The organism is Paraburkholderia sp. BR10954, assembly GCF_040965775.1.
Taxonomy (GTDB): domain Bacteria; phylum Pseudomonadota; class Gammaproteobacteria; order Burkholderiales; family Burkholderiaceae; genus Paraburkholderia; species Paraburkholderia youngii.
Map to the genome: position 1 here is coordinate 159,096 of NZ_JBFRCK010000013.1, position 24,569 is coordinate 183,664.

General features: G+C 64.2%; 30 protein-coding genes. 11 read left to right on the forward strand and 19 right to left on the reverse strand.

The genetic code is table 11. From position 1 onward, the window contains the following. Positions 1-9: 9 nt before the first annotated feature. Together AB4Y34_RS19695 and AB4Y34_RS19700 are read left to right on the forward strand one after the other, a co-directional pair. The gene (locus AB4Y34_RS19695; RefSeq protein WP_368716928.1) at positions 10-1,428 is read left to right on the forward strand and encodes an FAD-binding oxidoreductase; all 1,419 of its coding nucleotides are present in this window, start codon (positions 10-12) and stop codon (positions 1,426-1,428) included. Between the two features lie 132 nt (positions 1,429-1,560). Next, positions 1,561-2,250 carry a DUF4142 domain-containing protein gene (locus AB4Y34_RS19700; RefSeq protein WP_368716929.1) on the forward strand — a complete coding sequence of 230 codons (690 nt, stop codon included), beginning with the start codon at positions 1,561-1,563 and terminating at the stop codon, positions 2,248-2,250. Here the strand turns inward: AB4Y34_RS19700 and AB4Y34_RS19705 are convergent. Beyond that, the gene (locus AB4Y34_RS19705; protein ID WP_368716930.1) at positions 2,245-2,730 is read right to left on the reverse strand and encodes an ATP-binding protein; all 486 of its coding nucleotides are present in this window, start codon (positions 2,728-2,730) and stop codon (positions 2,245-2,247) included. The two genes, AB4Y34_RS19700 and AB4Y34_RS19705, sit on opposite strands and share 6 nt — an antisense overlap. Before the next feature lie 5 nt (positions 2,731-2,735). Here AB4Y34_RS19705 and AB4Y34_RS19710 point away from each other — a divergent pair, with 5 nt between their 5' ends. Then, positions 2,736-4,106, forward strand: a complete 1,371-nt coding sequence (locus AB4Y34_RS19710; protein WP_176378455.1) for an APC family permease — start codon at positions 2,736-2,738, stop codon at positions 4,104-4,106. On the opposite strand, the gene AB4Y34_RS19715 is transcribed toward AB4Y34_RS19710, so the two are convergent. Further along, positions 4,103-5,281 carry a helix-turn-helix transcriptional regulator gene (locus AB4Y34_RS19715; protein ID WP_368716931.1) on the reverse strand — a complete coding sequence of 393 codons (1,179 nt, stop codon included), beginning with the start codon at positions 5,279-5,281 and terminating at the stop codon, positions 4,103-4,105. The genes AB4Y34_RS19710 and AB4Y34_RS19715 overlap by 4 nt on opposite strands. Before the next feature lie 118 nt (positions 5,282-5,399). On the opposite strand from AB4Y34_RS19715, the gene AB4Y34_RS19720 reads away from it, so the two are divergent. Further along, complete coding sequence (locus tag AB4Y34_RS19720) at positions 5,400-6,503, forward strand: helix-turn-helix transcriptional regulator (protein ID WP_368716932.1); 1,104 nt, start codon at positions 5,400-5,402, stop codon at positions 6,501-6,503. A gap of 74 nt (positions 6,504-6,577) precedes the next feature. Here AB4Y34_RS19720 and AB4Y34_RS19725 read toward each other — a convergent pair whose 3' ends face one another. Then, a complete protein-coding gene (locus tag AB4Y34_RS19725) occupies positions 6,578-6,952 on the reverse strand; it encodes a DUF3564 domain-containing protein (RefSeq protein WP_368716933.1) in 375 nt (124 codons plus the stop codon). Between the two features lie 263 nt (positions 6,953-7,215). Here AB4Y34_RS19725 and AB4Y34_RS19730 point away from each other — a divergent pair, with 263 nt between their 5' ends. Then, a complete protein-coding gene (locus tag AB4Y34_RS19730) occupies positions 7,216-8,205 on the forward strand; it encodes a zinc-dependent alcohol dehydrogenase family protein (protein ID WP_368716934.1) in 990 nt (329 codons plus the stop codon). Between the two features lie 392 nt (positions 8,206-8,597). Next, positions 8,598-9,068 carry a universal stress protein gene (locus AB4Y34_RS19735; protein WP_368716935.1) on the forward strand — a complete coding sequence of 157 codons (471 nt, stop codon included), beginning with the start codon at positions 8,598-8,600 and terminating at the stop codon, positions 9,066-9,068. A 33-nt stretch (positions 9,069-9,101) separates the two neighbouring features. On the opposite strand, the gene AB4Y34_RS19740 is transcribed toward AB4Y34_RS19735, so the two are convergent. From AB4Y34_RS19740 to AB4Y34_RS19750, 3 genes are all read right to left on the reverse strand, one after another. Next, positions 9,102-10,202 carry a PAS domain S-box protein gene (locus AB4Y34_RS19740; protein WP_368716936.1) on the reverse strand — a complete coding sequence of 367 codons (1,101 nt, stop codon included), beginning with the start codon at positions 10,200-10,202 and terminating at the stop codon, positions 9,102-9,104. A 122-nt stretch (positions 10,203-10,324) separates the two neighbouring features. Then, positions 10,325-11,107: a fumarate/nitrate reduction transcriptional regulator Fnr gene (fnr, locus tag AB4Y34_RS19745; protein WP_368716937.1), complete on the reverse strand. Its 783-nt coding sequence runs from the start codon at positions 11,105-11,107 to the stop codon at positions 10,325-10,327. A gap of 16 nt (positions 11,108-11,123) precedes the next feature. Further along, positions 11,124-11,531: a response regulator gene (locus AB4Y34_RS19750; RefSeq protein WP_176378448.1), complete on the reverse strand. Its 408-nt coding sequence runs from the start codon at positions 11,529-11,531 to the stop codon at positions 11,124-11,126. A 248-nt stretch (positions 11,532-11,779) separates the two neighbouring features. Between AB4Y34_RS19750 and AB4Y34_RS19755 the strand changes: the two genes are divergently transcribed. Beyond that, positions 11,780-12,241: a universal stress protein gene (locus AB4Y34_RS19755; RefSeq protein ID WP_176121419.1), complete on the forward strand. Its 462-nt coding sequence runs from the start codon at positions 11,780-11,782 to the stop codon at positions 12,239-12,241. A gap of 43 nt (positions 12,242-12,284) precedes the next feature. Here the strand turns inward: AB4Y34_RS19755 and AB4Y34_RS19760 are convergent, their stop codons facing one another. Then, positions 12,285-12,788, reverse strand: a complete 504-nt coding sequence (locus AB4Y34_RS19760; protein ID WP_176378447.1) for a universal stress protein — start codon at positions 12,786-12,788, stop codon at positions 12,285-12,287. A gap of 23 nt (positions 12,789-12,811) precedes the next feature. Further along, entirely contained in the window at positions 12,812-13,651 is an 840-nt protein-coding gene (locus tag AB4Y34_RS19765) for a universal stress protein (protein ID WP_176378446.1), read from the reverse strand. A gap of 201 nt (positions 13,652-13,852) precedes the next feature. On the opposite strand from AB4Y34_RS19765, the gene AB4Y34_RS19770 reads away from it, so the two are divergent. After that, entirely contained in the window at positions 13,853-14,200 is a 348-nt protein-coding gene (locus AB4Y34_RS19770) for a polyketide synthase (RefSeq protein ID WP_368716938.1), read from the forward strand. Between the two features lie 64 nt (positions 14,201-14,264). Continuing rightward, a complete protein-coding gene (phbB, locus tag AB4Y34_RS19775; protein ID WP_176367985.1) occupies positions 14,265-15,011 on the forward strand; it encodes an acetoacetyl-CoA reductase in 747 nt (248 codons plus the stop codon). Between the two features lie 8 nt (positions 15,012-15,019). Here phbB and AB4Y34_RS19780 read toward each other — a convergent pair whose 3' ends face one another. Together AB4Y34_RS19780 and AB4Y34_RS19785 are read right to left on the reverse strand one after the other, a co-directional pair. Then, positions 15,020-15,397, reverse strand: coding sequence for a type II toxin-antitoxin system VapC family toxin (locus AB4Y34_RS19780; protein ID WP_176378443.1), 378 nt, complete (start codon positions 15,395-15,397; stop codon positions 15,020-15,022). Further along, a complete protein-coding gene (locus tag AB4Y34_RS19785; protein ID WP_368591392.1) occupies positions 15,397-15,633 on the reverse strand; it encodes a type II toxin-antitoxin system Phd/YefM family antitoxin in 237 nt (78 codons plus the stop codon). Before AB4Y34_RS19785 ends, AB4Y34_RS19780 begins: the two co-directional genes overlap by 1 nt. 208 nt (positions 15,634-15,841) lie before the next feature. On the opposite strand from AB4Y34_RS19785, the gene AB4Y34_RS19790 reads away from it, so the two are divergent. After that, complete coding sequence (locus tag AB4Y34_RS19790; protein ID WP_176111440.1) at positions 15,842-16,156, forward strand: hypothetical protein; 315 nt, start codon at positions 15,842-15,844, stop codon at positions 16,154-16,156. Between the two features lie 53 nt (positions 16,157-16,209). Here AB4Y34_RS19790 and phaZ read toward each other — a convergent pair whose 3' ends face one another. Together phaZ and AB4Y34_RS19800 are read right to left on the reverse strand one after the other, a co-directional pair. After that, positions 16,210-17,508, reverse strand: a complete 1,299-nt coding sequence (phaZ, locus tag AB4Y34_RS19795; RefSeq protein ID WP_368716939.1) for a polyhydroxyalkanoate depolymerase — start codon at positions 17,506-17,508, stop codon at positions 16,210-16,212. 81 nt (positions 17,509-17,589) lie between these two features. Continuing rightward, complete coding sequence (locus AB4Y34_RS19800) at positions 17,590-17,802, reverse strand: hypothetical protein (RefSeq protein WP_368716940.1); 213 nt, start codon at positions 17,800-17,802, stop codon at positions 17,590-17,592. Between the two features lie 67 nt (positions 17,803-17,869). On the opposite strand from AB4Y34_RS19800, the gene AB4Y34_RS19805 reads away from it, so the two are divergent. Beyond that, positions 17,870-18,109, forward strand: a complete 240-nt coding sequence (locus AB4Y34_RS19805; RefSeq protein ID WP_176121643.1) for a hypothetical protein — start codon at positions 17,870-17,872, stop codon at positions 18,107-18,109. A gap of 40 nt (positions 18,110-18,149) precedes the next feature. Here AB4Y34_RS19805 and AB4Y34_RS19810 read toward each other — a convergent pair whose 3' ends face one another. The 7 genes from AB4Y34_RS19810 to AB4Y34_RS19840 all read right to left on the reverse strand — a co-directional run bounded on the left by AB4Y34_RS19810 (position 18,150) and on the right by AB4Y34_RS19840 (position 24,487). After that, the gene (locus tag AB4Y34_RS19810; protein WP_176378440.1) at positions 18,150-19,148 is read right to left on the reverse strand and encodes a transketolase family protein; all 999 of its coding nucleotides are present in this window, start codon (positions 19,146-19,148) and stop codon (positions 18,150-18,152) included. Next, a complete protein-coding gene (locus AB4Y34_RS19815; protein WP_176111437.1) occupies positions 19,145-19,990 on the reverse strand; it encodes a transketolase in 846 nt (281 codons plus the stop codon). Before AB4Y34_RS19815 ends, AB4Y34_RS19810 begins: the two co-directional genes overlap by 4 nt. A 32-nt stretch (positions 19,991-20,022) precedes the next feature. Further along, a complete protein-coding gene (locus AB4Y34_RS19820) occupies positions 20,023-21,348 on the reverse strand; it encodes an MFS transporter (RefSeq protein WP_176378439.1) in 1,326 nt (441 codons plus the stop codon). 110 nt (positions 21,349-21,458) lie between these two features. Further along, positions 21,459-22,208 carry an SDR family NAD(P)-dependent oxidoreductase gene (locus AB4Y34_RS19825; RefSeq protein ID WP_176378438.1) on the reverse strand — a complete coding sequence of 250 codons (750 nt, stop codon included), beginning with the start codon at positions 22,206-22,208 and terminating at the stop codon, positions 21,459-21,461. A 164-nt stretch (positions 22,209-22,372) separates the two neighbouring features. Further along, positions 22,373-23,266, reverse strand: coding sequence for a LysR substrate-binding domain-containing protein (locus AB4Y34_RS19830; RefSeq protein ID WP_368716941.1), 894 nt, complete (start codon positions 23,264-23,266; stop codon positions 22,373-22,375). Between the two features lie 317 nt (positions 23,267-23,583). Continuing rightward, the gene (locus tag AB4Y34_RS19835; RefSeq protein ID WP_368716942.1) at positions 23,584-23,880 is read right to left on the reverse strand and encodes a hypothetical protein; all 297 of its coding nucleotides are present in this window, start codon (positions 23,878-23,880) and stop codon (positions 23,584-23,586) included. A 100-nt stretch (positions 23,881-23,980) separates the two neighbouring features. Beyond that, positions 23,981-24,487 carry a PRC-barrel domain-containing protein gene (locus AB4Y34_RS19840; RefSeq protein WP_368716943.1) on the reverse strand — a complete coding sequence of 169 codons (507 nt, stop codon included), beginning with the start codon at positions 24,485-24,487 and terminating at the stop codon, positions 23,981-23,983. Between the last annotated feature and the right edge of the window lie 82 nt (positions 24,488-24,569).

Genomic DNA, 24,569 nt, shown 5'->3' on the forward strand with positions numbered 1-24,569 from the left:
AGATATCTGATGCAGCAAGAACCGAACGCCGCGACCCGCGGTAACGAAGCTGTCGCCGCGCTGCGCGAAACGCTCGGCGCGGACATCGTGAGTCTGCCGGCCGAATTTGGCGGGCGGCAGTTCGCCGACTGGAGCGGCACGCCATCGACCGATCCGATAGCGTTGATCCGACCGCGCACGACCGAACAGGTCGCCACCGCGCTCAGGATCTGTCATCAATTCCGCCAGCCGGTCGTCACGCAAGGCGGCATGACCGGGCACGCGGGCGGCGCCTGCGTGCTCGGCGGCGAGGTTGCGCTGAGCGTCGAGCGGATGAACGGCGTCATCGACATCGATCCGGTCAGCGCGACCATCACCGTGTTCGCGGGCACGCCGCTGCAGGCGGTGCAGGAAGCGGCCGATCACGCCGGCTTCATGTTCGCGCTCGACCTTGGCGCGCGCGGCAGTTGCACGATTGGCGGCAACATCGCAACGAATGCGGGCGGCAACCGCGTGATCCGCTACGGGATGATGCGCGACCAGGTGCTCGACGTCGAAGCGGTGCTCGCCGACGGCAGCGTGATCGGCGGCGAGCGCAAGATGATCAAGAACAATACCGGCTACGACCTGCGCAACCTGATGACCGGCAGCGAAGGCACGCTCGGCGTCATCACGCGCGCGGTGCTGCGCCTGCGCGCCAAACCGCGCGCAATCTCGACCGCATGGTGCGGCATGCCGGATTACGAGGCGGTGACCACGCTGCTCGGCCGCGCGCAGGAGCGGCTGCCGGCCGGCGTGTCCGCGTTCGAGGTCATGTGGCCCAGCTATTGCGACTTCGTGCGGGAACGCCTGCCCGAACTGCGCGTGCCGCTCGGCAGCGATCACGCTTACTACGTTTTGCTCGAGACTTGCGGCGCGGACCCGGAGCGGCAGGCGGCGGCGTTCGAGGACTTTCTCGCCGACATGCTCGACGCCGGCGTGATCTCCGACGCCGCGATCGCGCAATCGGACGCCGACGCCGCGGCGTTCTGGGCGATTCGCGACGCGCCGGCCGAATATCCGCGCCTGATCCCCGGACGCATCTCGTTCGACATCAGTTTCGCGGTCGCGCAGGCGGGCGATGCGGCGCAGCGTTGCGACGAGCGGCTGCGCGCGCGCTGGCCGCAAGCGACGATCCTCGTCTACGGGCATCTCGGCGACGGCAATCTGCACGTGGTGGCGCAGGAACCGGGCTGGACCGACGAGGACATCGATGAGGTCAAGCGCGTCGTCTATGAACTCACTGGGGAAATGGGCGGCTCGGTATCGGCCGAGCATGGGATCGGCGAGGAAAAGCTGAGCGTGCTCGGCATGTCGCGCTCGCCGGCCGAACTCGCCGCGATGAAGGCGATCAAGCTTGCGCTCGATCCGCACAATATCCTGAACCCCGGCAAAGTGATCGCGATGTAGTGTGCGGTAGTTTCTGGCGTCACGCGTCAATGTGGCGCGCGCATTCCGGGCGCGTTGCTGGTCGATCCGGAACGCGCTTCTCCGACGTGACATCCAATCCCATATCCGCAATGGAATATGGGGAGATGTCATATGAAACTCATCATCCACACAGTGCTGGCGGCGACCCTCGCGTTAGCGAGCATAGCGTCTGGTGCGCAAGGCACCGGGCCGAGCGATCCGCAGATTGCCGCGATCGTCGTGACTGCAAATCAGGTCGATATCGACGCGGGCAAGCTCGCGGAAACCAGAACGGAATCGAAGGACGTGAAGGCGTTCGCGCAGCGGATGGTCACCGATCACACCGGCGTCAACAAGGCCGCGACGGATCTCGTGAAGAAGCTCAACGTGACCCCCGAGGACAATCCGACGAGTCAGAACATCAAGCAGGGCGGCGACCAGAACATCGCCAAGCTGAAGACACTTTCGGGCGCCAGCTTCGATAAGGCCTATATCGATCACGAGGTCACCTATCATGAAAACGTGATCGACGCGCTCGACAAGACGCTCATTCCAAGCGCGAAGAACGAGCAACTGAAGGCGCTGCTCGTGAAGGTGCGGCCGGCGTTCGTCGCGCATCTCTGCGTCGAGGAGACCGCGCAGTGTCTGAGCATTCCTGAAGCGACGGTGCGGAGCCGGCATTTCCGCGCGCGCAGCATGTTGCGCGAGTCGCTTGCTCAGGCGCTCGATCTCGCCGAGCGCGATGCGTTCGAATTCGGCGGGGCGCAGTGCGATCGCATCGTTGCGAGCGTTCTCGCGAAAATATCCGGCGGCGCGTCATAGCATTGGCGACGCGTGCGGGGGCACCGTGAACTGAACGGCCGCGCCGCGCGGCGTGGATTCACCCACCCACAAGCGGCCACCATGGGCGTCGATAATCGAACGACAGATGGAAAGTCCCATGCCCAGACTCGTCGCCTTCGTCGCATAGAACGCGTTGAACGCGTGTTCCGGACCGTTCGGGCCGAAGCCCGGCCCGGAGTCGCGCACGGTGACGACCACGCCGGCACCGTCCGCCTCGCTTGTGCTGACCCGCACGTGTCGAGCCCCCTCCAGACTGCCCATCGCCTCCAATGCATTCCGGAGGCACGTGTGGCGCTGCCATTGACTACAGCCTGACGCGGCGGCTGGTCTCAGAGAACCTTCCGCTGTGCTTCTAGCCGATTCGCGCGTGGCGACGGTACGTCCAACGGACGCTCCGTCCGCTCGCGGCCGACTCGCAGATGCCCCCTGTACATGGGGTGTTTCGCCTTCGCGCGACATCTAGCATGAATACGACCGTGCTAGTCGCCGCAATCGATCTGGACTTGCATCGAGTCACAGCACAGCAAACAGCGAAGGAGAAAGAAGTGCCAGAATTGCGTCGGCAGATTTCGCTGTTCGGCGGCACGGCGCTGGCTGTCGGGATGGTCGTGGGCTCCGGCGTGTTTGGTCTTCCGGGCCTTGCGCTGCAGCTGGGCTCACCGCAAATCGCGGCATTCGGATGGTTGGCCTGCGCGATCGCCTGCCTTCCGCTGCTTTGGGTGTTTGCAATCCTTGGCACGCGCTACGCCTCCGCCGCTGGCATTTCGCGTTACGCCGAAGCCGCGCTCGGGCGGCGCGCCGAATCTGCCGTCACGGCCGTTCTCTGCGGCACGTTCCCGCTTACCGTGCCGGCCCAATCGATGATCGGGGCAAGCTATGCGCTAGTTGCCTTTGGCCTCGGCAAGAGTGCTCATGTCCCGATCTGCATCTCGATCTTGCTGGTTGCCGTTACGTTCAACCTCGTCGGCATTCGCAAGGCTGCGCTCGTCAATAAGCTCTCGCTCGCATTGATCGTCGCTGCCGTGCTCGCCCTTTGCGTGACGAGGCACGCCGACCTGCGCACCGGTATGCTGTTGTGGACGCGTCCCGACTGGACAGGCGTCAAGCCATCGCAAGTCTGGAGAGTGAGTGCTCTGCTTTTCTGGGCATTTATAGGCTGGGAGAACGTCTCGTTCGGTCTCGAGGAGTTCCAGCAGCCGCAGCGAACGATCAAGCTCGTTTATCTGGCTAGCTTTCTCGTCGTAGTGGTGTTGTATTCTCTGCTGGCAGGCACCGTAAACGGTGCGTCAAGTAACCAGTCGTCGGTGAACGCGGCAGAAGGCATTGCTCAGCTCGTTCCCTTGCGCTGGCAGTCTGCATTCGCGCTCGTGACAGTCGTGATTATCCAGGCGACAGCCAATGCGTGGGTCTTCGCTGCCAGTCGTCTTTTCTATGCCGCCAGCAGGAACCGCCTGCTGCCCGGAGTCTTTGCGCGCCTGGACGCGCAAGGAACGCCTCGCAACGCAGTATTGTTGGTGGCGGCAAGCTTCGCGGCCGTACTGGCAGGGGTGACGGCATTTCACATCCAGATCTCGGATCTATTGATCGTTGCTAACCAGAATTTTCTGGTGCTCTACCTGGTATGTATCTTCGCTTGCTGGAAGATCGAACGCGGAGCACAGCGATGGCTTCTGACACCGCTCGCATTTCTGTCCTGTGGTTTCCTGATGGCGGATTCGAACTACAAGATCCTCTATCCGATAGCACTACTCGTGCTCGGCATGCTGAGTCAGCGCGTGCGTGAAAAACGCCCGCTTGCCGGTCTGGCGGAGACGGCCTTGCCGCCGCGACTTTAGCGGCCATCGGCAGATTCGAAAGCTTGCAGACTACTGCGCAGGATCAACGCGACGAGCTCGGCCTGCCTATGTGTGCAGGTCTTGCCCAATATCTGTTTCAGGTATCCCCGCGCTGTGCCTAAGCCGATCGTGAGCTTCGTCGCCGCCTCTTCGAGGCAGTAGCCGTTGGCCAGTAACACCGCAAGTTGCGCCTCGCGGCGGGTGAGTTGGAACGTTTCTACGAGTACGTCCGCATCGACGTTCGGCGCACGATCGGCTTCCGTCAGGAACAGAGCGCCACGTATGGTGTTGGATTCGCCCGCATCTCCATACGCGCCAGACCGCTGGTGCAGGTCGAATGGCATGATTCTGACGACGAGTGGCAGGCGCGGCGGATCGCGCGAAAGATAGCAGCGCGTGGGTGCGGCTCGTTGTATCGCACTCTCGCGGCCGCTGCGTTTTATGTCATGCAAGCCAACCGAGCTGGCCATCGCCTTCTGCAACAACAGTGTTTCCGCGTGCCTCGTCGCCGCCACCGTGCGTTTCGACAGCACCAATCCGTCGCCACTCGATGCAAGCGCCTCGGCGCATCTATTCACGAACACAGGGCACAGCGCGGCGTCGAACAGAATGACGCCGACGCTCGCGCGATCGAGCAAATCAAATACCGACTTGACGTTCGCGTCCGCGCGCACGAGCCGCTTGCCCACTTCAAGCGAGTTGATAAGGTGGGGCACAACGACATTCAAGGCGTCTACATCTTCGTTATCGAAATCCGCTGCGCCTAATTCGCGCCCGGTCGAAAGATAGACCTGACGCACAGGCGTGCGCACGAGTGGCGTGACGATCCCGTAGAACCCGCCAGCCGGACGAACCGCCTCGTTATACAGATCCGAGCGTCTGAAATCCGCATCCGAAATCGCTGACGATTGACGCAATGACGTTCCTGCCGGAATGGCGCTGATCCAGTACGGCATTCGTGACGCGAACTCGCGGTGCAGCCGTGACGCGGAATAGAGGTCGATGCCGGTCGACGCGACGACACCAGCGGCATCTCCGGTCACTTCGTTGAGCACCGCTTTATGTGCACCAATAGCGTTCACGACCGAATCGAGCGCCGTATGCCATTCCCCGGGATCGAGCGCCGCCTGATAGACGAGCCGCACCGCCGCATGAATGTCATCGACTCGTCCCATCTTTACATCTCCGCTGGACCGATACCCTCGCAAATGGGAGTAACAGTCGTGCCTAACGTCTGACAGTATAGGAAGCAACCACAGGCATAGCGGATTTCTACGATCCCCGGAGACAGAAATGTCTTCAAAACACGCTGCTTTGTCAGGTCACGTCCGGCGGCTGTGCTCGCTTGGATCTGATCCGCACATCGTCATTCCGCACGTCGTCGAAACGCTTCGTACGCTGGTCGGCGCGGACTGGGGCATGTTCTTCTACGCGGACGCGCAGTATGCGCTTAGCGACATGTACAGCCAGAACGAGGCCATCTACGCAATGATGCCGCTCTACATGTCCGAAGTGCACAATACGGAAATGCAGGTTGATGCGATGGGGGTTAGCTTTTCGACTGCGATGCGGCGAGGACGAGGATACGAAAACTCGGCACGCCACGATGGGGCGTTGCTCAACAGCACGATGTATAACGAGCTCTACCGCCCTATGTACATCCGGCACAGCCTGGAACTGACGGCCTTCGATGGGAAGCGCGGGTGGGGCAGCGTGACGCTCAAGAGAATGCCCGGCGGCCGGCCGTTTTCCGAACGGGACCTCGCCGACATTCGACCTTTGTCGGCACATATCGGGCATGCGCTCACGTCGCCCAAAGGCCGGCATCCCGATCACACGGAAGACGGCCGTTCGTCGGTTATCGTGGCCGACGACACCGGTAAGATCATGTTGCAGAACGACGACGGCATGCGGATGCTTGCGCTCGCAGGCGGAGAGTCGGTCAGCCACGCGCAACACACGCGGCTCCCGGGTTGGCTGGCGCCGCTACTTGCCAATTTCAACGGAATCTGGCGAGGCTGCGCCGCAGCGCCACCTGTCCTGGAACGGTTCAACGCCGCCGGTCGATTTACGTTCAGAGCGTATCGCTTCGACCACGCAGCAGTGAGCGCGGACCACGCATGTATCGCTATCTACACCGAGCATTTCCCTCCGCTCGCGTTCGAAATCGAGACGCGGGGATTTCAGCTTGGCTTGAGCGAACGGCAGCGGCAACTCTGCATTTACCTGTTGCTCCGACGCTCGCATGGGGACATTGCGCAACTGATGGGTATTCGCGAAAGCACTGTAATCGACCACGTGCGAAAAATCTACGCGAAACTCGATGTTCACAACCTGACGCAGCTCCAGGCCTCTTTTCGTAACGTCCAAGGCGGTACGGAGCGGTGGTGCCGCTGATCTCGAGCGCGTGCGGCAAGCGCAAGCGACGGCAGTCGTGGCGATCGCCGCCTCCGCGGTTACGACGCGCCCAATCACGCGTTTTCGTCGGTTGCGAATACGCTGGTTTCCGGTTCCGTCTGTTCGACGTCGATGCATTGCACGCGCCAGTGACCGCTGATCAGGCTGCGGCCGCCCTCCGCGCACCACTGCACGCGGCCGATCTCGCCTTCGAACGGCCCGTCGAGCTGGTTGAGATCGAGCCCCTCGAGCGCGCAGACCGGCGTCGTGCCATGCGGCGCGCACACGAGCGTATTGCCGCAACCCACATGCAACGCGCCCCAGTCGGGCAAGTCGAGCCCGAAATGACCTTCGCGCGACCATTGCCGCGTGTCCTTGTCGAGCCAGAGAATGGCGAAGGCCATCGGGTTGACACGATCGAACGTGTCGAGATGAACGGTCAAACGCATGGCAAGTCTCCGCAATATAAATGACTGGTTCGTATTGGCCAGGTACCCGTTGCCCGAACGTGTGCGCGTCCTGCGCCTATCAGGAATAAGATCAGTGTACGGGCGGCGAAACGGCCCTTATTGACCCCGATCAAACGGTTCAGGGCAGCAGCCGATCGCGCGACACAATGGCGCGCCTATGCTGATCTGATGAAAGCGGCGCGCAGCTCGCGATCTGCATCACGTCAGCGTGCCGCCGCCGAAGCGTCCGAAGGAGAAACCCGATGCGAGCGATGGTGTTCGACGGCAGCTCGGCGACGCTGACCGAGCGGGCAGTGCCGGATCCGCGGCCCGGCGCCGGCGAGATTCTGATCGACGTTCATGCCTGCGGCGTGTGCCGCACGGACCTGCATCTGGTCGATCGCGAACTCGCGCATCCGAAGCGGCCGGTGATTCCAGGTCACGAAATCGTCGGCGTGGTGGCCGAATTGGGCGCGGGCGTCAGCGGTTTCAAGGTGGGCGAACGGGTCGGCGTGCCGTGGGTCGGCCATACCTGTGGCCACTGCCGCTACTGCCTGTCCGCCCGCGAAAATCTCTGCGACGACGCTGGCTTCACCGGCTACACGATCGACGGCGGCTATGCCGAGCGCACGGTCGCCGATAGCCGCTACTGCTTCCATCTGCCGCCGCACTACAGCGATGTCGAGGCCGCGCCGCTGCTGTGCGCGGGTCTGATCGGCTATCGCACGTTGAGCATGGCGGGCGACGCCGAACGGATCGGCATCTACGGTTTCGGCGCGGCCGCGCATCTCGTCGCGCAGGTCGCGCGTCACCGGCAGCGCACCGTCTATGCGTTCACGCGTCCCGGCGATCACGCGGCCCAGCAACTCGCGCTGCGCCTCGGCGCGACATGGGCGGGCGGCAGCGACGAGGCGCCGCCCAGCGAACTCGACGCCGCGCTGCTGTTCGCGCCGGTCGGCGCACTGGTGCCGCTGGCGCTGCAGGCGGTCGCGAAGGGCGGCGTGGTGGTGTGCGGCGGGATTCATATGAGCGACATTCCGTCGTTCCCGTACGCGTTTCTGTGGGGCGAGCGGCGCGTCGTATCGGTCGCCAATCTGACCCGCGACGATGGGCTTGCGTTCATGCGCAGCGCCGCGGAGACCCGGCTCGCGATCGAGACGACCACCTACCCGTTGCGCGACGCGAACCGCGCGCTCGACGATCTGCGCCACGGCAAGCTGACCGGCGCGGCCGTGCTCGCGGTCCGCTCATGATCTGTTCGCGAGCCATGGTCGCTTGATGCAGATCAAGCCGCCCGCCGCGCCGGCGTTCATTATGTAAGCGCGCACCGTTGGGCGCCCCGTCACGGGCCGAGGCGCGGCGACGATCCGAGGAAAGCCGATGAACACTGCTGCCGAGCGCAACACCTTCCACCGCGTGATGATCGCGTCCGCGGGCGGCACCGGACTGGCGCTCGCCACGCATGTCGCCCGGCAGTTCGTCGCCGCGAATGCGCGCTTTCGTCTCGTCGACCGCGACCAGCACGCGGCTCACCGTCGCGGCATACGCGCGGCACGCCGCATCCGGCCAGTGCGGGCGGGCCCCTTTATCTGTAGCAGGGGCGCGCCACGCGCGTTGACAAATCCAACCTCAGTGGAGAATCGGCATGTATCAACATATCCTCGTCGCGCTAGACGGCAGTAGCTTTTCGAAACGCGCGCTGAAAGAAGCGGTGAATCTCGCCGCGCTGACGAAGGCCGTCGTGCATCCGGTTTATGTAGTCGACAAGACGCCGATCTTTTCCTATGCCGGCTATTACGACCCGCTCGCGCTAGTCGAAGCATTGCGCCAGGACGGCCACTCGGTGCTCGAGCAGGCCGAGCAGGCCTGCGCCGCCGCCGATGTGCGTTGCCGGCCCGCGATGATCGAGTCGGAGAGCCTGTCCGACGACGTCGCCACGATCGTGCTGCGCCACGGCGAGGACGTCCACGCCGATCTGCTCGTGCTGGGCACGCATGGGCGACGCGGCGTGCGGCGCCTCGTGATCGGCAGCGTGGCGGAGCGGGTGCTGCGTTTCTCGACCTGTCCGGTGTTGCTGATGCGAGAGCAGATCAGCGAGGAAGCGCCCGAGGAGTAATCCGCGTTAGCGGGGCGCGGCGGCGTGGGGGCACTACACGAGCGCGTCGGCTGGTATCTGGATCGAGATCCTGAAACCATGGCCCGGCGAGCTGATGAACGATACGTTGCCGCGCAACTGCCGCACACGTTCGCGAATGCCAAGCAGCCCGAATGAAGTTGTTCCCTGCGCATGATCCGGCGCGACACCCACGCCGTCATCGTCGATATCGAGCGATACGATCGGGCCCGCGCAGGTCATGTCGATGCGTACGTGCCTCGCCTTGGCGTGCCGCGCGACGTTCGTCAACGCCTCCTGAACGATGCGAAACAGCGCCGTCGCCGCGAATTCGCCGCATACCGGCTCGGCGGGTTCGAGATGCACGCTGGAGCGCACGTTGTAGCGTTTCGTGAAGTCTTCGGCCAGCCAGTCGAGCGCGGCGGCGAGTCCGAGGTCGTCGAGCAGCGGGGGGCGCAGATCGGCGGCGATGCGCCGCAGCGAAGCGGCCATCCAGTCGATCTGCTGTTGCAGCTCGCGCGTTTGCGCCGCAAGCGGCTCGGTGTCGGCTTGCTTGTTCAGCTTCGCTTCGAGCAGCGCCACGCTCATTTTTAGCGCCGTCAGCCGTTGGCCGAGATCGTCGTGCAGTTCGCGCGCAATACGTTTCTGCTCGTTTTCACGGGCGATGTGCGTGTGCGTGGATACCTGACTCGCGCGCTCGAGTTCCGCGAGACGCATGCGCTCGGTCAGGTCGCGGGTGACCTTGGCGAAGCCGAGCAGCGCGCCGGACGCATCGTGCACGGCGGAAACGACCGCATTAGCCCAGAAACGCGAGCCGTCGCGACGCACACGCCACCCTTCGTCCTCGGCGCGGCCTACGGCTGCGGCGGTTTCCAGTTCGCGCGCGGGCTTGCCGGCCGCGATGTCTTCCGGGGTATAGAACTTCGAGAAATGCTGGCCGATGATTTCTTCGGGCGTGTAGCCCTTGATGCGCTGTGCGCCGGGATTCCAGCTGGTTACGCGGCCGGCGGGGTCGAGCATGAAGATCGCGTAGTCCTGTACCGCTTCGACCAACATGAAATAGCGATCCTCGACGGACACGTCCGACCCGGACGCAGCACTGGTGAAGCAGGAAGACTCGCCGCTCGATAGACCCATCGCTCCTCCGGGCGGCCACGCAAGGTCGCGTACCGCAACGCACTGAGTTATATCAGTTCAGGAGCGCCTGTTCCACCCGGCATGTCCCGCGAACGAACGTGGGGCGGGCGTCGCGCCGGTGCTCAGACCCGAGCCAGTCTTTCCGGATCTTCGATGCGGATCGTTTTGCCGTTCGCCTTGACGAGGTGCTCGCGCTGGAACTTCGAGAACATCCGGCTCACCGTTTCGAGCTTCATGCCCAGAAAGCAGCCGATTTCCTCGCGCGTCATGCGCAGATGAAACTCCGCGGCGGAAAAGCCGCGCGCCTTGAAGCGCTTCGACAGATTCAGGAGGAACGTCGCGACGCGCTGCTCGGCGGTCATCGTGCCGAGCAGCAGCATCTGGCTCGATTCGCGCACGATCTCGCCGCTCATCATCTGATAGATGTGATGCTGCATCGGTCTGATCTCGCGACAGATCGCCTCGAGCTGCGCGAACGGAATGATGCACACGACGCTATCTTCGAGCGCAATCGCATCGCAGTTCTGCTTGGCCTCGCCGATGCCGTCGAGGCCAAGCGAGTCGCCGGCAATCTGGAAGCCAGTCACGTGCTCGCGACCGTCGCGATGCATGACCACGGTTTTGAATGAGCCGGCGCGTATCGCGTAGATGCTTTGAAACTCGTCGCCCGCGCGATACAGCGCGTCGCCGCGTTTGATCGAGCGCGTCGAGCAGATCAACGCATCGAGCCGGCTCAGTTCGTCCGGTGTCAGCTCGGGCGGCATGCAGATCGCGCGCATCGCACAGGTGGAGCAGCGCGTGACGGCGTGGCGTGCCGCCGCGGTGCTGGGCGCGACGTGGATCGGTACGACGTGCGAGGTGCGAGGCGCGTCGTGGCGGGGTTCACGGACTGCGGCAACTTGCATGATCGGCTCCTGGCGGTCAGACCCGATGCGCACGACGCGCATAGGCAATCGCTTCGATGGCGCGGCAGGCGAGCTCGAACTCCGAGGTCTTGTCGAAGAAGAAGTCGGCGCCCGCCGCTTCGCACGCGCGGCGAAACGCCGTCGCGTCATGATTGGTCAGCACGATGCTGACGATGGACGGCCGCACCCGCGCTAGCGCAGCGAGCAGCAGGAGGTCGGTCTTGCCCGAGAAGCACGGGTCCAGCACCGCGACATCGGCGCGACTCGCGACGATGTCGTCGAACGCGTGCTCGACGCCCGCCGACTCGCCGGCGATTTCGATGCCGGGAATCAGCGCGATCAGGCAAGCAAGCCGGTGCCGGACCTCGACCGCATCGTCGACGAGGAAGATTCTCGATAAGGTGGCTGACGGGGCGGTGTCCATACCGACCAGTATTGGCGACCTAATCTTGGAAATATATCGGCAGCGCTTTAAGCGGTGCTAGGAGTTCAGGTAGTGGTTGTAGGATTATTCCTGGTGGGTTGCTGGCGATGTCGTCCAGCAGCGGCGGCACCGAGCGGCGGCCCGTTGACCTGCGTCAAGCCGAGTGGCGGGGCGCGCTTCACACTGTCGGTGCAAACGCGCGACGGCACCACTTCGGGTCATGCCAGCGCTTTCAGAGGGAGTCCGACATGTATGCACGAATTCTGGTTGCACTCGACGACAGTCCCAGCGCGCAGCGCGCCTTCGCCGAGGCGCTGAAGCTCGCGAAGCTGACCGGCGCCACGCTCGAAGCCTGCTGCGTGGTGGGGCACGGCAAGTGGTCGGACAATGCCGACGTGGCTTTCGAGCCGGAACCGGCGGGCGCGGCGCAAGATTTCGCCAGCCGCGCGCTCGATGGCCCGCGCGAGCTGTTGCGCGAGGCGCAGGTGCCGGGCGGCGTGCGGGTGATCGACGCTTACGCCGAAAACGTGTCGGCGGTGCTCGCGCGCGTCGCCGACGAAATCCAGGCCGATCTGATCGTGATGGGCACGCATGGCCGCCGTGGCGTGCAGCGCTTTCTGCTCGGCAGCGTCGCGGAGTCGCTCGTGCGGTCGACCGACATACCGGTGCTGATCGTGCGGCATGACGAACAAGCCCACCCTCGGCCCTGAAGCGCCGCGCAGAGCCAGTTTCGAGCGGCTCAGGTGAGTTCGCTCAGGCGGGTCCGCTGTCGGCGCTGTCCGGGACTGGCTGGACGCGCGTCGCGCCGCTCGCCTGCGCGGGAATCATCAGCACCGGGCAACAGGCGCGGCGCAGCACGCGCTCGGCGACGCTGCCGAGCATCAGCCGTTGAAACCCGCGGCGGCCGTGCGTGCCCATCACGATCGCATCGGCGGGCCATTCGCGCGCCGTCTCGACGATGCGATGCGCGACGTCTTCGCCGGTGGTCGCGGCTTCGACGGTGCGGGCCGTGCCCTTGACCCCACGTGCGCTCATCCGGCTCTGGGCGTCGGCCGCGATCCGCTTGCCTTCCTCGATGAACGCGTCCTCGATCGTGGAAGGATCGAAGCCGGGCGCGTCGTAAGGGATGATGGGTACGTCGATCACGTACAGCGGCATCAGCTCCGCGCCCGATTGGGCGGCGAGGGTCAGCGCGGCGTCGAACGCGCGCGAGGCCGTGGCGCTGCCGTCGAGCGCGACGAGTAGGCGGTGAAACATGGCGGGCTCCTTAAGCGCGCACTTCAGTGCGACAACAGCACCGGCACGGTCATCGATTCGAGCATCGTGCGCGTCGCGCCGCCCAGCACGACTTCGTGCAGACGCGAATGCGCGTAGGCGCCCATCACGATCAGGTCGCAGCCGAGGTCGGCCGCCTGCGACAGCAGCGCGTCGCCGACCGGCGCGCGGTCCGCGACGCTCAGCTCGCGCACGTCGACCTTGACGCCGTGACGCGCGACGGTGAGTGCGATGTCGTCGCCGGCAGCCGTGCCCTGCGGCGGACGATCGGCCGACGAATGAACCGTCAGCAGCGTCACTTTGGCCGCGTGCGCGAGGAACGGCAGCGCGTCGTGGATCGCGCGGGTCGCTTCGCGGCTGCCGTCCCACGCGATCAGCGCGTGGCGGCCCGGCGCCGCGAAGGTGCCGCTCGACGGCACCAGCAACACCGGCCGCCCGGCCGACAGCACGATGTGCTCCACGAACTGTTCGGCGACGAACGCCTCCGGGTCGGTCGGGTCGGGCTGGCCGAGCACGATCAGATCGGCGACCCGCGCATAGGGCGGCACGACGTCGTTCGCGTAGCCGTTCGCGGCGATCCAATGGCCGTCGACGTTCGCGCGCGCGAGTTCCGCGCGAAACAGCCGCTCCAGCGCGCTGGCACGCTCGTGGCGCAGGCGCTCGTGCTCCGCATAGTAGTCGGCGGTGCCGGCCATCACGAAGAACGCGTGCCGCGGCGGCACGTACGTCGAAAACAGGCCGGTCAGCGTCGCATGAAAGCGGTGTGCGAGCTGCAATGCGATCTCGAGGCGCGGATGTGCACGAACGCTCGTATCGAGATGAACGAGAATGCTTTTGTAGCTCATCGCCAAAGCTCCGTGACAGAACGTGGGAAACGGGCGCAAGCGGGCTCGCGCCCGTCGTCAAATGGAGTCTATGGGCCCGGCGGGCGAGGCTGTTGATGCAGATCAAGCGCGGGCTGCCGCGAGCTCGATACGGTGGCAGACGCGCTCGACGGTTTGCAACCGCGCCTGGCAATCCTATGCTGTCCTCTGGAGGGCAGCGATATGGCATCCGAATCCGACGCGCCGGTCGGACGCTTCGCTTCACCATGGACCTCGACGGCATTCGGACAGCCCGAAGGCTGGTTCGATTACGCGTCGGCGTATCAGACCGCGCAGGGCGCGGCGCGCGAGTACGCGGCGCGGAGTTTCGCCGACTGGAGCAAGTCGATCGCCATCGCCGTACAGCGCGAGGCGGAGTGGTTCGACGAGGCGAACCGCGCTTGCGCTGCGTGGTATGCGTGGTGGCAGGCGGCGTACGGCATCGCGCCGGGCGTCGCGCCGCTCGCGGGCGGCCTGAGCGCGTGGTGGTGGAGCTCGCAGAACGCGCTACCGTTCGCGGGCGTCGTTTAGCCGCGCGGGCCGGCAAAGCCGGCGTGCGGACCGTCAATGGCAGACACGGCAAGGAGGAGTTCAGATGGGAACGGATCGCGTGGCATTGGTGACAGGCGGGATGGGCGGTTTGGGTGCGGCGGTCAGCCGGGCGCTTCATGACGCGGGTATGACGGTCGCGGTGACGCACTCGACGCACAACGATCACGTGCCGACATGGCTGCAGCACGAGCGCGACACGGGGCGCGACTTTCATGCATACGAAGCCGATATCGCCGACTTCGATTCCTGCGCGCGCTGCGCGCAACGCGTGCTGACCGAACTGGGCGGGGTCGACGTGTTGATCAACAACGCCGGCATCACGCAAGACACGAGCTTCGCGAAAATGAGCAAGGAGCACTGGGACGCCGTGCTGCGCACCGATCTCGATGGCCTGTTCAACATGACCAAGCCGCTGTTGCCCGGCATGCTCGAGCGGCGCCACGGCCGTATCGTCAACGTGGGGTCGGTCAACGGCTCGCGCGGCGCCTACGGGCAAACCAACTATTCATCGGCCAAAGCGGGCGTGCACGGCTTTACCAAGGCGCTTGCGCTCGAAACCGCGAAGCACGGCGTTACGGTGAACACCGTGTCGCCCGGTTACCTCGCGACCGCGATGGTCGAAGCGGTGCCGCGCGAGATTCTCGACACGAAGATCCTGCCGCAGATCCCGGTCGGCCGGCTCGGACGTCCGGACGAGGTGGCGGCGTTGATCGCGTTTCTATGCTCCGACGAAGCGGCTTTTATCACCGGTGCCGATATTGCGATCAATGGGGGGATGCATATGCATTGAGGAGTGTCCTAGACGGCGATAACCAAGTCTGTGTATTTCGACAGGTGGCCGTCTGAACTCAGCAAGCGCAACGGCTCCGAAAGAGCTTGTGCGATCAGAAGCCGATCAAATGGGTCCTTGTGAATATCGGGCAAATCTCGAACCAGAGCGGCATGCACTGCCCGCACCGGCAATTCCAGAAAGCCGCTCGCTTCGATCTCGGAAACGAGGAGATTGACGTCCACCTCGAGCTTTCCAAGACCGGCTTTGATCGAGGCCTCCCAAATACTCGCGCTGCTGACGAAAACCTCGCTTGCATCGAGTATCAGCTTACGGGCAGCTTTGGTTAGCTTGCGATCGTCCGTGACTGCCCAGAGGAAAACGTGCGTATCGAGAAGGAGTCGCATCAACGGCCTTCGAATGCCGCGATAACGTCATCGGGCAAGGGTGCGTCAAAGTCGTCCGCAATGCGAACTTTCCCCTTCAGTCCACCAAACCGCCGAACGGCCCTGGCATGTTCCATCGGCACGAGCCGCGCTGCCGGCTTGCCGGCCTTTGCGATCACGATCTCCTCGCCGCTGGCCGCAGCATCGACGAGACGCGAAAACTGGGTCTTTGCTTCATGTATATTGACTGTCTGCATAACTGCTCCTAGTGGACTAAGTCCATGTTAGTCCGCTCCGGTATGGCAGTCAAGCGACTATCACTAGTTGCTTGTCACACTGCCTTCACCGCGCTTGACCCACGTCAATGACCGCCACTCCGACAGGAACAAGATAAGCCCATAGCGAGCGCCTGGACTTGCATCTGCGTGGAACAGGTCCGTTCGACACTGGCAACGGGAGGCGAACATGGGCATTGACATGCAGATCGTCTACCTTGGCTTCGCGGGTGCCGCTCCGCTCGAAGCTGAAGCAGGTGCGCAGCTGGTGCGTCTCGCGCGGTTTGGCGCGCTCGTGTCGCACTGCCATCTCGCCATCGAGGCATTGCGTCCCGGATCGGCGCGTCCGCTGTATGACGTGCGGCTCGATCTCGTCACGCCCGCGCGCGAACTCAAGCCCATCGCGCACTGCGCTGACGACGACGCCAAAGCGGCGATCCGCCGCGCGTTCGATGTGGCGGAACTGGCCCTCGAAGCCGCGATCGGCATGGAGCGCGGGAACTGAGCAAACTGGCGTCGTGACGTGACGCGCGGACTGCCGGCGTTGTCGCGGCCACCTCACGCCGATCTGCGGTCTGCCGAACCCCTGGCCGCGCGGCGCGGCTGGCAAACCTCCGACGCAGCGTGTTCGACATCGCGCCAGAATTCGCAGAGGCCCGGATAAACCGCATCGCGCCAACGCGGGCCGATGAACAGATCGTAGTGATTGCACTGCTCGATGGTGAGCTGCCGCGCGGGCCGCATCGGCGATGTATCGCACAGCGCATGCGCGCAATGCGTTTGCGCCGTGCCGGTGATCTCGTCGCTGTCGCCCTCGATCGTGCACAGCGGGGTATCGCGCAGCGCGGCGATCCGCACCCGGCGCCCGGCGACCGACCATAAATCACGCGGCAACAGATGTTCGTGAAACACCACGCGAAGCATGTCGAGGAAGTAGCACTCCGTCATATCGAGGACCGCGGCGTACTCGTTGGCCGAGCGCAGCGCCCGCTGCGCACCGGGCATGTCGCCGGCGAGCCAGCGGGACCAGTAGTCCGCTTCGAGCCGCAACCGCCGCTCCGGATGCGCGGCAAAAATCGCGGCCTGCTGGATGAATCCCGGATACACGAGACGTCCCGCGCCGCGATAGGGCGGTGGAACGATATCGATCGCATGATCGTGGAACCACTCGAGCGTATGCGAACTCGCGAAGCGGTCCGTGACGGTCGGGTTCAAACGGGTATCGATCGGGCCGCCCAGCAGCGAGATGCTCGCAAGCGGGGCGGCCTCGTCCACGGCGAGTAGCGCCGCGGCGCCGAGCGCGGGCACGCTCGCCTGACAGATTGCGACTACATGAACCGGCGAGCTGAACGTGCGGGCGATGCCGATGAAGCTATCGAGCGCCTGCACGTAGTCGTCGAGCGATAGCGGGCCCGCTTCGAGCGAAACGTCGCGCGCATCGGTCCAATCGGTCACGAATACGTCACGTTCTTCGAGCAGCGTCTCGACAGTCTCGCGCAGCATCACCGAGTGATGTCCGGCGAGTGGCGCGCACAACAGCACTGGCGGTTTGGTGTCGGTAGGTGGTGTCGGCAGGTTGCGCTTGAATCTGAGCAGCGCGCCGAGTGGCAACGAGGCGACGACGTTTTCGTCGACGCTCACGCGGCGACCGTGGCCGGCAACCGAGTGGATCGCGAATGGCGGCGTTCGCTCGAAAGCGCAAGTCGATCTCAGCAGCCAGTGGCTGAACGCGTCGGCCGCATGATTCGGGCTGAGCCAGCCTGTTTGCGCGCTCGGCATCGACCCAGATTCGGTTAGAACTCCCCCGACCATCGCGCGAGCGAGGCGTTGTTGTGCGTCGATAAAGGCGTACCACATGATGAACCCCGGCATTCGTCGATCATGAGGGCAGCGTTGCCGCACCGGCACGAACTCGTGACGCGGGTACGTCGCAAAAGCTTACCGCGAAACCTCGGGACGGGGGGCATCGAAATCGATGCGCGTGCGGTGCATGGCGGCCTCTTTTAGCATGTCGCATGCACGGGTCGTTGCGCGTTTTGCCGGCAGGGTTTTCACGCGCTCGCGTGAATCTGAAGCGAAGCTGAAGGCGTCGGGCGAGCGATCGGCGTCGAGCGTGACGCACGGTTCGCGTCGACGCTTGACCTGGATCAACGAGACGGGCGTTGCACGGACCTACGCTGACGGTGGTAGCCGCTCGCAACAACCCGAGGAGCATTCGATGGCTATATCAGCAAACGCACAGCAAGGAACCTGGTCCGTGAGTGTCCATACGGAGGAGGCGGCAGAAGGCGGATTTCAGGCGACGATCCATGTCAAACATGTGTCGCCCGAAGGTGACTTCGAACGCACCTTTCAGCAATCGCAGGTGTTCGCCGTGGAAAGAGAAGCGGTACTCGAAGGACTGCGCGAAGGCATGACATGGATCGCGCTGAAGACGACGCGGACCATCGGGGTGTAAAGCCGACGAGGCCCGCGCGGTGTCATGACAATGTGCGTCGTCAACCGAGCCACGTTTTGATCGACGTAGCCATCGCATTAGTCGAGATGCCATAGCGATCGTGCAGCGTCGGCAGCGCACCAGCGGCGAGGAACGCGTCGGGCAGCGCGATTTGCCGGAACGGCGGCGCAACTCCAGCGCTGAGCAGCGTGCGCGCCACGGCTTCGCCGAGTCCGCCGATCACCGTATGGTTCTCCGCGACGATCACCATGCGGCCCGTGCGCTTCGCTTCGCGCAGGATCGTCGCGGTGTCGAGCGGCTTGATGGTCGGCACGTGCAGCACCGCCACGCCGATGTTGTCGGCTTCCAGTGCCTTCGCGACTTCGAGCGAGCGCATCGTCATGATCCCCGACGAGATCAGCAGCACGTCGTTGCCGTCGCGCAGCAGCTTCGCCTTGCCCAATTCGAAGCGATAGTCATATTCGTCGAGCACGGCGGGCACGTTGCCGCGCAACAGGCGTGCATAGACCGGCCCTTCGTGTGCGGCAATGGCCGGCACCATCTGCTCGATATCGAGCGCGTCGCACGGATCGATCACCGTCATGTTCGGCATCGCGCGCATCAGCGCGAGATCTTCGGCCGCCTGGTGACTCGGGCCGTAGCCGGTCGTCAGGCCCGGCAACGCACAGACGATCTTCACGTCGAGATTGTCTTCGGCGATCGTTTGATGAATGAAGTCGTACGCGCGGCGCGTTCCGAACACCGCGTAGGTCGTGACGAACGGCTGCGCGCCTTCGTGCGCGAAGCCGGCGGCCGCGCCCATCAGCAGTTGCTCGGCCATGCCCATCTGGTAGTAGCGGTCCGGAAATTCCTTCGCGAAGATATGCAGGTCGGTGTACTTGCCGAGATCGGCTGTCATGCCGATCACGCTCGCCTTGGTGCGTGCCAGTTCGACCAGCGCGTGACCGAACGGCGCCGAACGCGTGACCTGTCCTTCGGCGGCAATCGACGCGATCATCGCCGAGGTTTTAAGGCGCGGCTTATTTGCAACGGTACTCATGCTTGTCTCCCGGCTTCGAGCGCTTCGAGCGCGAGTTGCCATTCGTGTGCATCGACGCGGATGAAGTGATTCTTCTCGCGTGCTTCGAGGAAAGGCACGCCACAGCCCATCTTCGTATCGCAGACGATGATGCGCGGTTGCGGCTTGTCGTGATGGCGCGCGTTGTCGAAGGCGCGCTTCACCGCGTCGATGTCGTTGCCGTCCAAGCGCTGCGTGTACCAGCCGAACGCTTCGAGCTTGTCGACGAGCGGCTCGAACGCCATGATCTGCGTCGAAGGACCATCGGCCTGCTGGTTGTTCACGTCGACGATCGCGATCAGGTTGTCGAGCTTCCAGTGCGCGGCCGACATCAGGCCTTCCCAGACCGCGCCTTCGTCGAGTTCGCCGTCGGAGAACAGCGTGTAGACGAAGGAGTCCGACGCTTTGCGCTTCAATCCGAGGCAGCGGCCGACGGCGATCGTCAGCCCCTGGCCGAGCGAGCCGCCCGACATCTCCATGCCGGGCGTGTAGCTCGCCATGCCGGACATCGGCAGACGGCTGTCGTCGCTGCCGTAGGTCTCGAGTTCATCGGCGGGCAGGATGCCGGCTTCGAACAGCGCCGCGTATAAAGCAATCGCGTAGTGGCCATTCGACAGCAGGAAGCGGTCGCGGCCTTCCCATTCGGGGTCTTCGGCGCGGTAACGCATCGCGCCGAAGTAGGCGACGGCCAGCACGTCGGCGATGTCGAGCGCCTGGCCGATATAGCCCTGGCCCTGTACTTCGCCCATCAGCAACGCGTTGCGGCGAATGCGGTACGCACGCTCGGCGAGCGTGACCGACTCGGTGATGGTCTCAGTGTCCATCGGTAACTCCTGTAGCAGGTCGAGAGAGAGGTTCATCGGTTCACGGATCGCGCGGGCACCAGAAAGACCAGCAAGGCGCCCAGCGTCACCGCGGCGGAAATGAAGATCAGCCCGGCGGTGGACTTGCCGGTCAGATCGTTGAGCCAGCCGACGATCGCCGGAGAGAAGAAGCCCGCCAGATTCGCGAAGCAGTTCACCGCGGCGATACCGGCCGCCGCGGACATGCCGCCGAGCAGCGCGGTCGGCAGCGACCAGAACTGCGACGACGAAGCGAGAATGCCTGCCGACGCGACGCTCAGACACACGATCGACGCGCCGACGCTGCCAAGCAGCGGCAACGTCGCGAAGCCGGCGGCGGCGACCAGCATCGGAATCGCCAGGTGAAAGCGGCGCTCGCGGCGACGATCCGCGCTCATGCCGATCAGCGGCAATGCGACGATCGCGCACAGATACGGAATCGCGGTGAACAGGCCAACCCACAACGGATCGGCGACGCCGGCCTTGCGGATGATCGTGGGCAGCCAGAAGGTCAGGCCATACTGGCCCAGCACCACGCAGAAGTAGATCGCGGCCATCAGCCACAGGCGCCGGTCGCCGATGAAGTCGCGAATCGACACGTGCGTGACCGTCTGTTGCGCATCGTTCGCGACGTTGCGTGCGAGCAGCGTTTTCTCCGCATCGTTCAACCACTTCGCTTTGGCGATGCCGTCGTCGAGATACAGCAGAATCGCGATGCCGAGCACGAGCGACGGCAGCGCTTCGAGCAGGAACAGCCATTTCCAGCCCGACATCGACAGCGCGCCGTGCAGCGAATGCATGATCGCGCCGGACAGCGGTCCGCCGATGATGCCCGCGAGTGGAATCGCCATGAAGAACAGCGACAACGCTTTGGCGCGGCGTTGCGCCGGGAACCAGTAGGTCAGGTAAAGGATCACGCCGGGCGCAAAGCCAGCCTCGGCCACGCCGAGCAGAAACCGCAACACATAGAACGCGGTAGGTGTTCTGACGAACACGAAGCTCGCGGAGATGACGGCCCACGTCAGCATGATTCGCGCAAGCCAGCGGCGCGCGCCGACGCGATGAAGGATCACGTTGCTCGGCACCTCGAACAGGAAGTAGCCGAGAAAGAAGATGCCAGCGCCCATCCCGTACACCGTTTCGCTGAATTGCAGATCGTTGAGCATCTGCAGCTTCGCGAAGCCGACGTTCACGCGATCCAGATACGCGCCGAGATAGCACAGCATCAGGAATGGAATCAGCCGCCGGGCGACTTTCGCATAGGTCCGCGCTTCGAACGTGAGTTCGTCGTTTCGCGGTATCACGTCGCCTGCAACGGTCGCGGTGTATTTCGCTTTCATCGATGTCTCCTGTGTGCGCCACGGCAGGCGCTTCTGCGCGTGCCCGCGGCCACGTGCCCCGGATAGTGTCCCGGGTGCGTTGCTTGCGCCGTCTGGCGGCGCGCGGTGTTTCAGTGAATCAGCATGCCGCCGTTGACGTCGAGCGTGATCCCCGTCAGGTAGCTCGACAGGTCGCTCAGCAGAAACAGGCACGCGTTCGCGACGTCCGCGGCGTCACCGAGCCGGCCGAGCGGAATGCCTTTGATGATGTCCTCGCGCATCGCGGGCGTCAGTTTGTCGCCGGTGATATCCGTATGGATGAGGCCCGGCGTGATCGAGTTCACGCGGATATGGTTCGCGCCGAATTCACGCGCCATCGCCTTGGCGAGACCGAGCACGCCCGCTTTCGCGGCGCTGTAGTGCGGGCCGCCGAAGATGCCGCCGCCGCGCTGCGCCGAGACCGAGGACATGCAGACGATGCTGCCGCCGTTTTGCTCCTTCATCGCCGGAAGTACCGCTTGCGACATGTACAGCGTGCCGCGCAGATTGACGTCGACGATCGCGTCGAAGTCCTTGCCGCCGATCTCGAGCGTGCGCACCGGCTGCGTGATGCCCGCGTTATTGACGAGACCGTCGATGCGTCCAAAGCGCTGCAGCGTCTCGCGCGCGGCCGCGATGCAGGCGTCCTTGTCGGTTACGTCGCAAGCCAGACCGAGATGCTTCGCGCCGAGCTCGGCGGCCGCGCTTTGCGCATCTTCGCGGCGCAGATCGAGGATCACGACGCATGCGCCTTGCGCGGCCAGCGCGCGCGCCGTGGCCTTGCCGATGCCTCGCGGCGACGCCGCACCCGTCACGATGATGGTCCGGTTCTCGAGCAACATGGTTTGTCTCCTGTGTGTTGACTGGTGCCCAGAGTGTCGGCTCGCGAGGCGCCCGCATCAACGCGGAAACGTTCAGCAATAGCTGAGAAAAATTCAGATGACGGATGGACCGCACGCGCGGCGCTGTGCCAGGCGTGCAGCCGGACGCGAACGAAAACGCGGATTCAGCCCCGCAAGTCGGCGGCCGCTTCGCGCTCGATCCACGCAAGAAAGCGCTCGACGCGCGGCAGGTCCGCGTTCTGCGCCGGATAGACGAGATGGTGGGCACCGACTTCGACCGCGAAGCTGGCGTCGAACACGGGCGCGAGCAGGCCTTCGCGTATCTTCACCGATGCGAGCATCAGGCTTTCGAGCGCGATGCCGAGCCCGAGCGCCGCGGTTTCGAGCGACATGTACGAGCGGTCGAACGAGAAGTCGAAGGTCTTGTGCGCGGCGGAGACACCGGTCCTGCCGAACCACTGTTTCCACTGCACGAGCGGCGACTCTGAATAAATCAGCCGATGCGACAGCAGGTCTTCCGGCGTCTTCACCGGATGTTGCGCGAGGTACTTCGGCGACGCGAGCGGCGCGATGAACTCGCCGCGCACCGTTTTGACTTCGACGTTGGTCCAGTTGCCGTAGCCGTGGCGCACGTCGATGTCGTAGAAGCCGTTCGAGAACGACACGTTTTCGTATGAGCAGGCGACGTTCAGCTGGATGTCGTCGTTCGCTTCCTGGAACGAAGTCAGTCGCGGCAGCAGCCACATCAGGCCGAAGCTCGGGCTCGAATGCACGCGCAGGATCTCGACGTCGGTACGGCTCGACGCGCGTTCGGTCGCGCGGCTCAGGTCGGCGAGCGAGCCCGTCACGTCGGCCAGATAACGTTCGCCGGTCGGCGTCAGCACGAGTCCGCGGCCGGAGCGCTGGAACAGCGCCTGCCCGATGATCGATTCGAGGTTGCTCAGCTGATGACTCACCGCCGACGCGGTCAGGCCAAGTTCGTCGGCCGCGCGATTTACGCTTTTCGTGCGGGCAACGCTTTCGAACGCGATGATCGCCTTCAGCGGTGGGATGCGCATAGGGAAATTTTTTTCAGTTGCAGTGGAAGGAGACCGCCTTGTTCGCGAGTGATGCGCACTGCCATTCTGCCCGTAAGCCGCACCGATACCGATATGGCGCGGTGCACCACTGCGCAGGAGACAGACCGCCGTGCATTATCCGTTTTTCCTTCGCCGCACGCGCTCTTCGCGGCGTTCGCGCTAGTCAAGCAAGCTTCGCTCGACATCCGTCATACGCCTATTGTGCCGCTGACGGCATGCGCAAGCTTCGCGGTTATGCGCTGCTCAAACGCTGTGACTTGATCGCCGCCCGGCGATGAGCGTGCGAATGCGGCGCTTCAACGCGTCGCCGCTTCGTCTTCCGTCTCGCTCGCCTCGTGCGTCGAACTCGTCGCCGGTGCTTGCTGATTCACGTCGTCGACGACCTCTGGTTGCTTGCGCTCCAGCAAGCCGGCGACCGGATGCCCGCTCTGCCGTCGGCCGGAACGCCCCGCATACGCGCAACAAGCGCCGACTACGAATGCGCCCAGCGCGGGCAGCGGAAGCGCAAGGCTGAGAAATACCGAACCCGTGCCGATTGCCACCCACGCGACGAAGGATATGTTCTTTCGATTGATTAGTGCGCGTCGGATCATCGTCGTTTCTCCTTTGCCGCGCGCCGCGCCTCGTGTGCTCGTCGCAAGACGGTGGCGTGCGTGAGATAGCGGTGCTGGAGCGCCGGGACGAGGGTCTTCTTCAGATACCGGTGGTCGGATCGATACGTGTGGCGGGATCGCTTTCGACGACACCGCGTGTGGCTTCCCAGTACGGTTCGCGATGATAGAACTGGTGGACCGACGCGCCCCATGCGCGATCGGCCATCGCCGGCCAATGGTCCTTGTCGAAGCCCGGCGAGCTTTTCACCTGCTCGGCCGTGGCGTCCAGGCGGAAGCACTTGCGGTCCGTGTCGAGCGTCAGCGCGCGCCAGGGGATCGCGTGCAAGGTGCCGCCGATGCCGAGAATCGCGCCCTCCGTCAGCACTGCATACGCGATGCGGCCGCTGCGCACGTCGAGCATGATGTCGGAAATCTTGCCGAGGTCCTGGCCGTCGGAAGACATTACCTTGTTGCCGTCGAGCGTGGCGGCGGCCATTACCTCGGGTCCGGGACCATCGCCAGCACCGGCGCCGGTGATACGTGCGCCGGTGGCCGGCTGTGCGGGAGTCGAGGGGGCGTTCGGGTCGAGAGGGTCGGGCAGGTCCATGTCGAAACTCCTGATTTCCACGGAATATCTGCACTCCGCAAGGCGCGTGCCTGATGCAAGATTCGACGACTAGAATAAAACC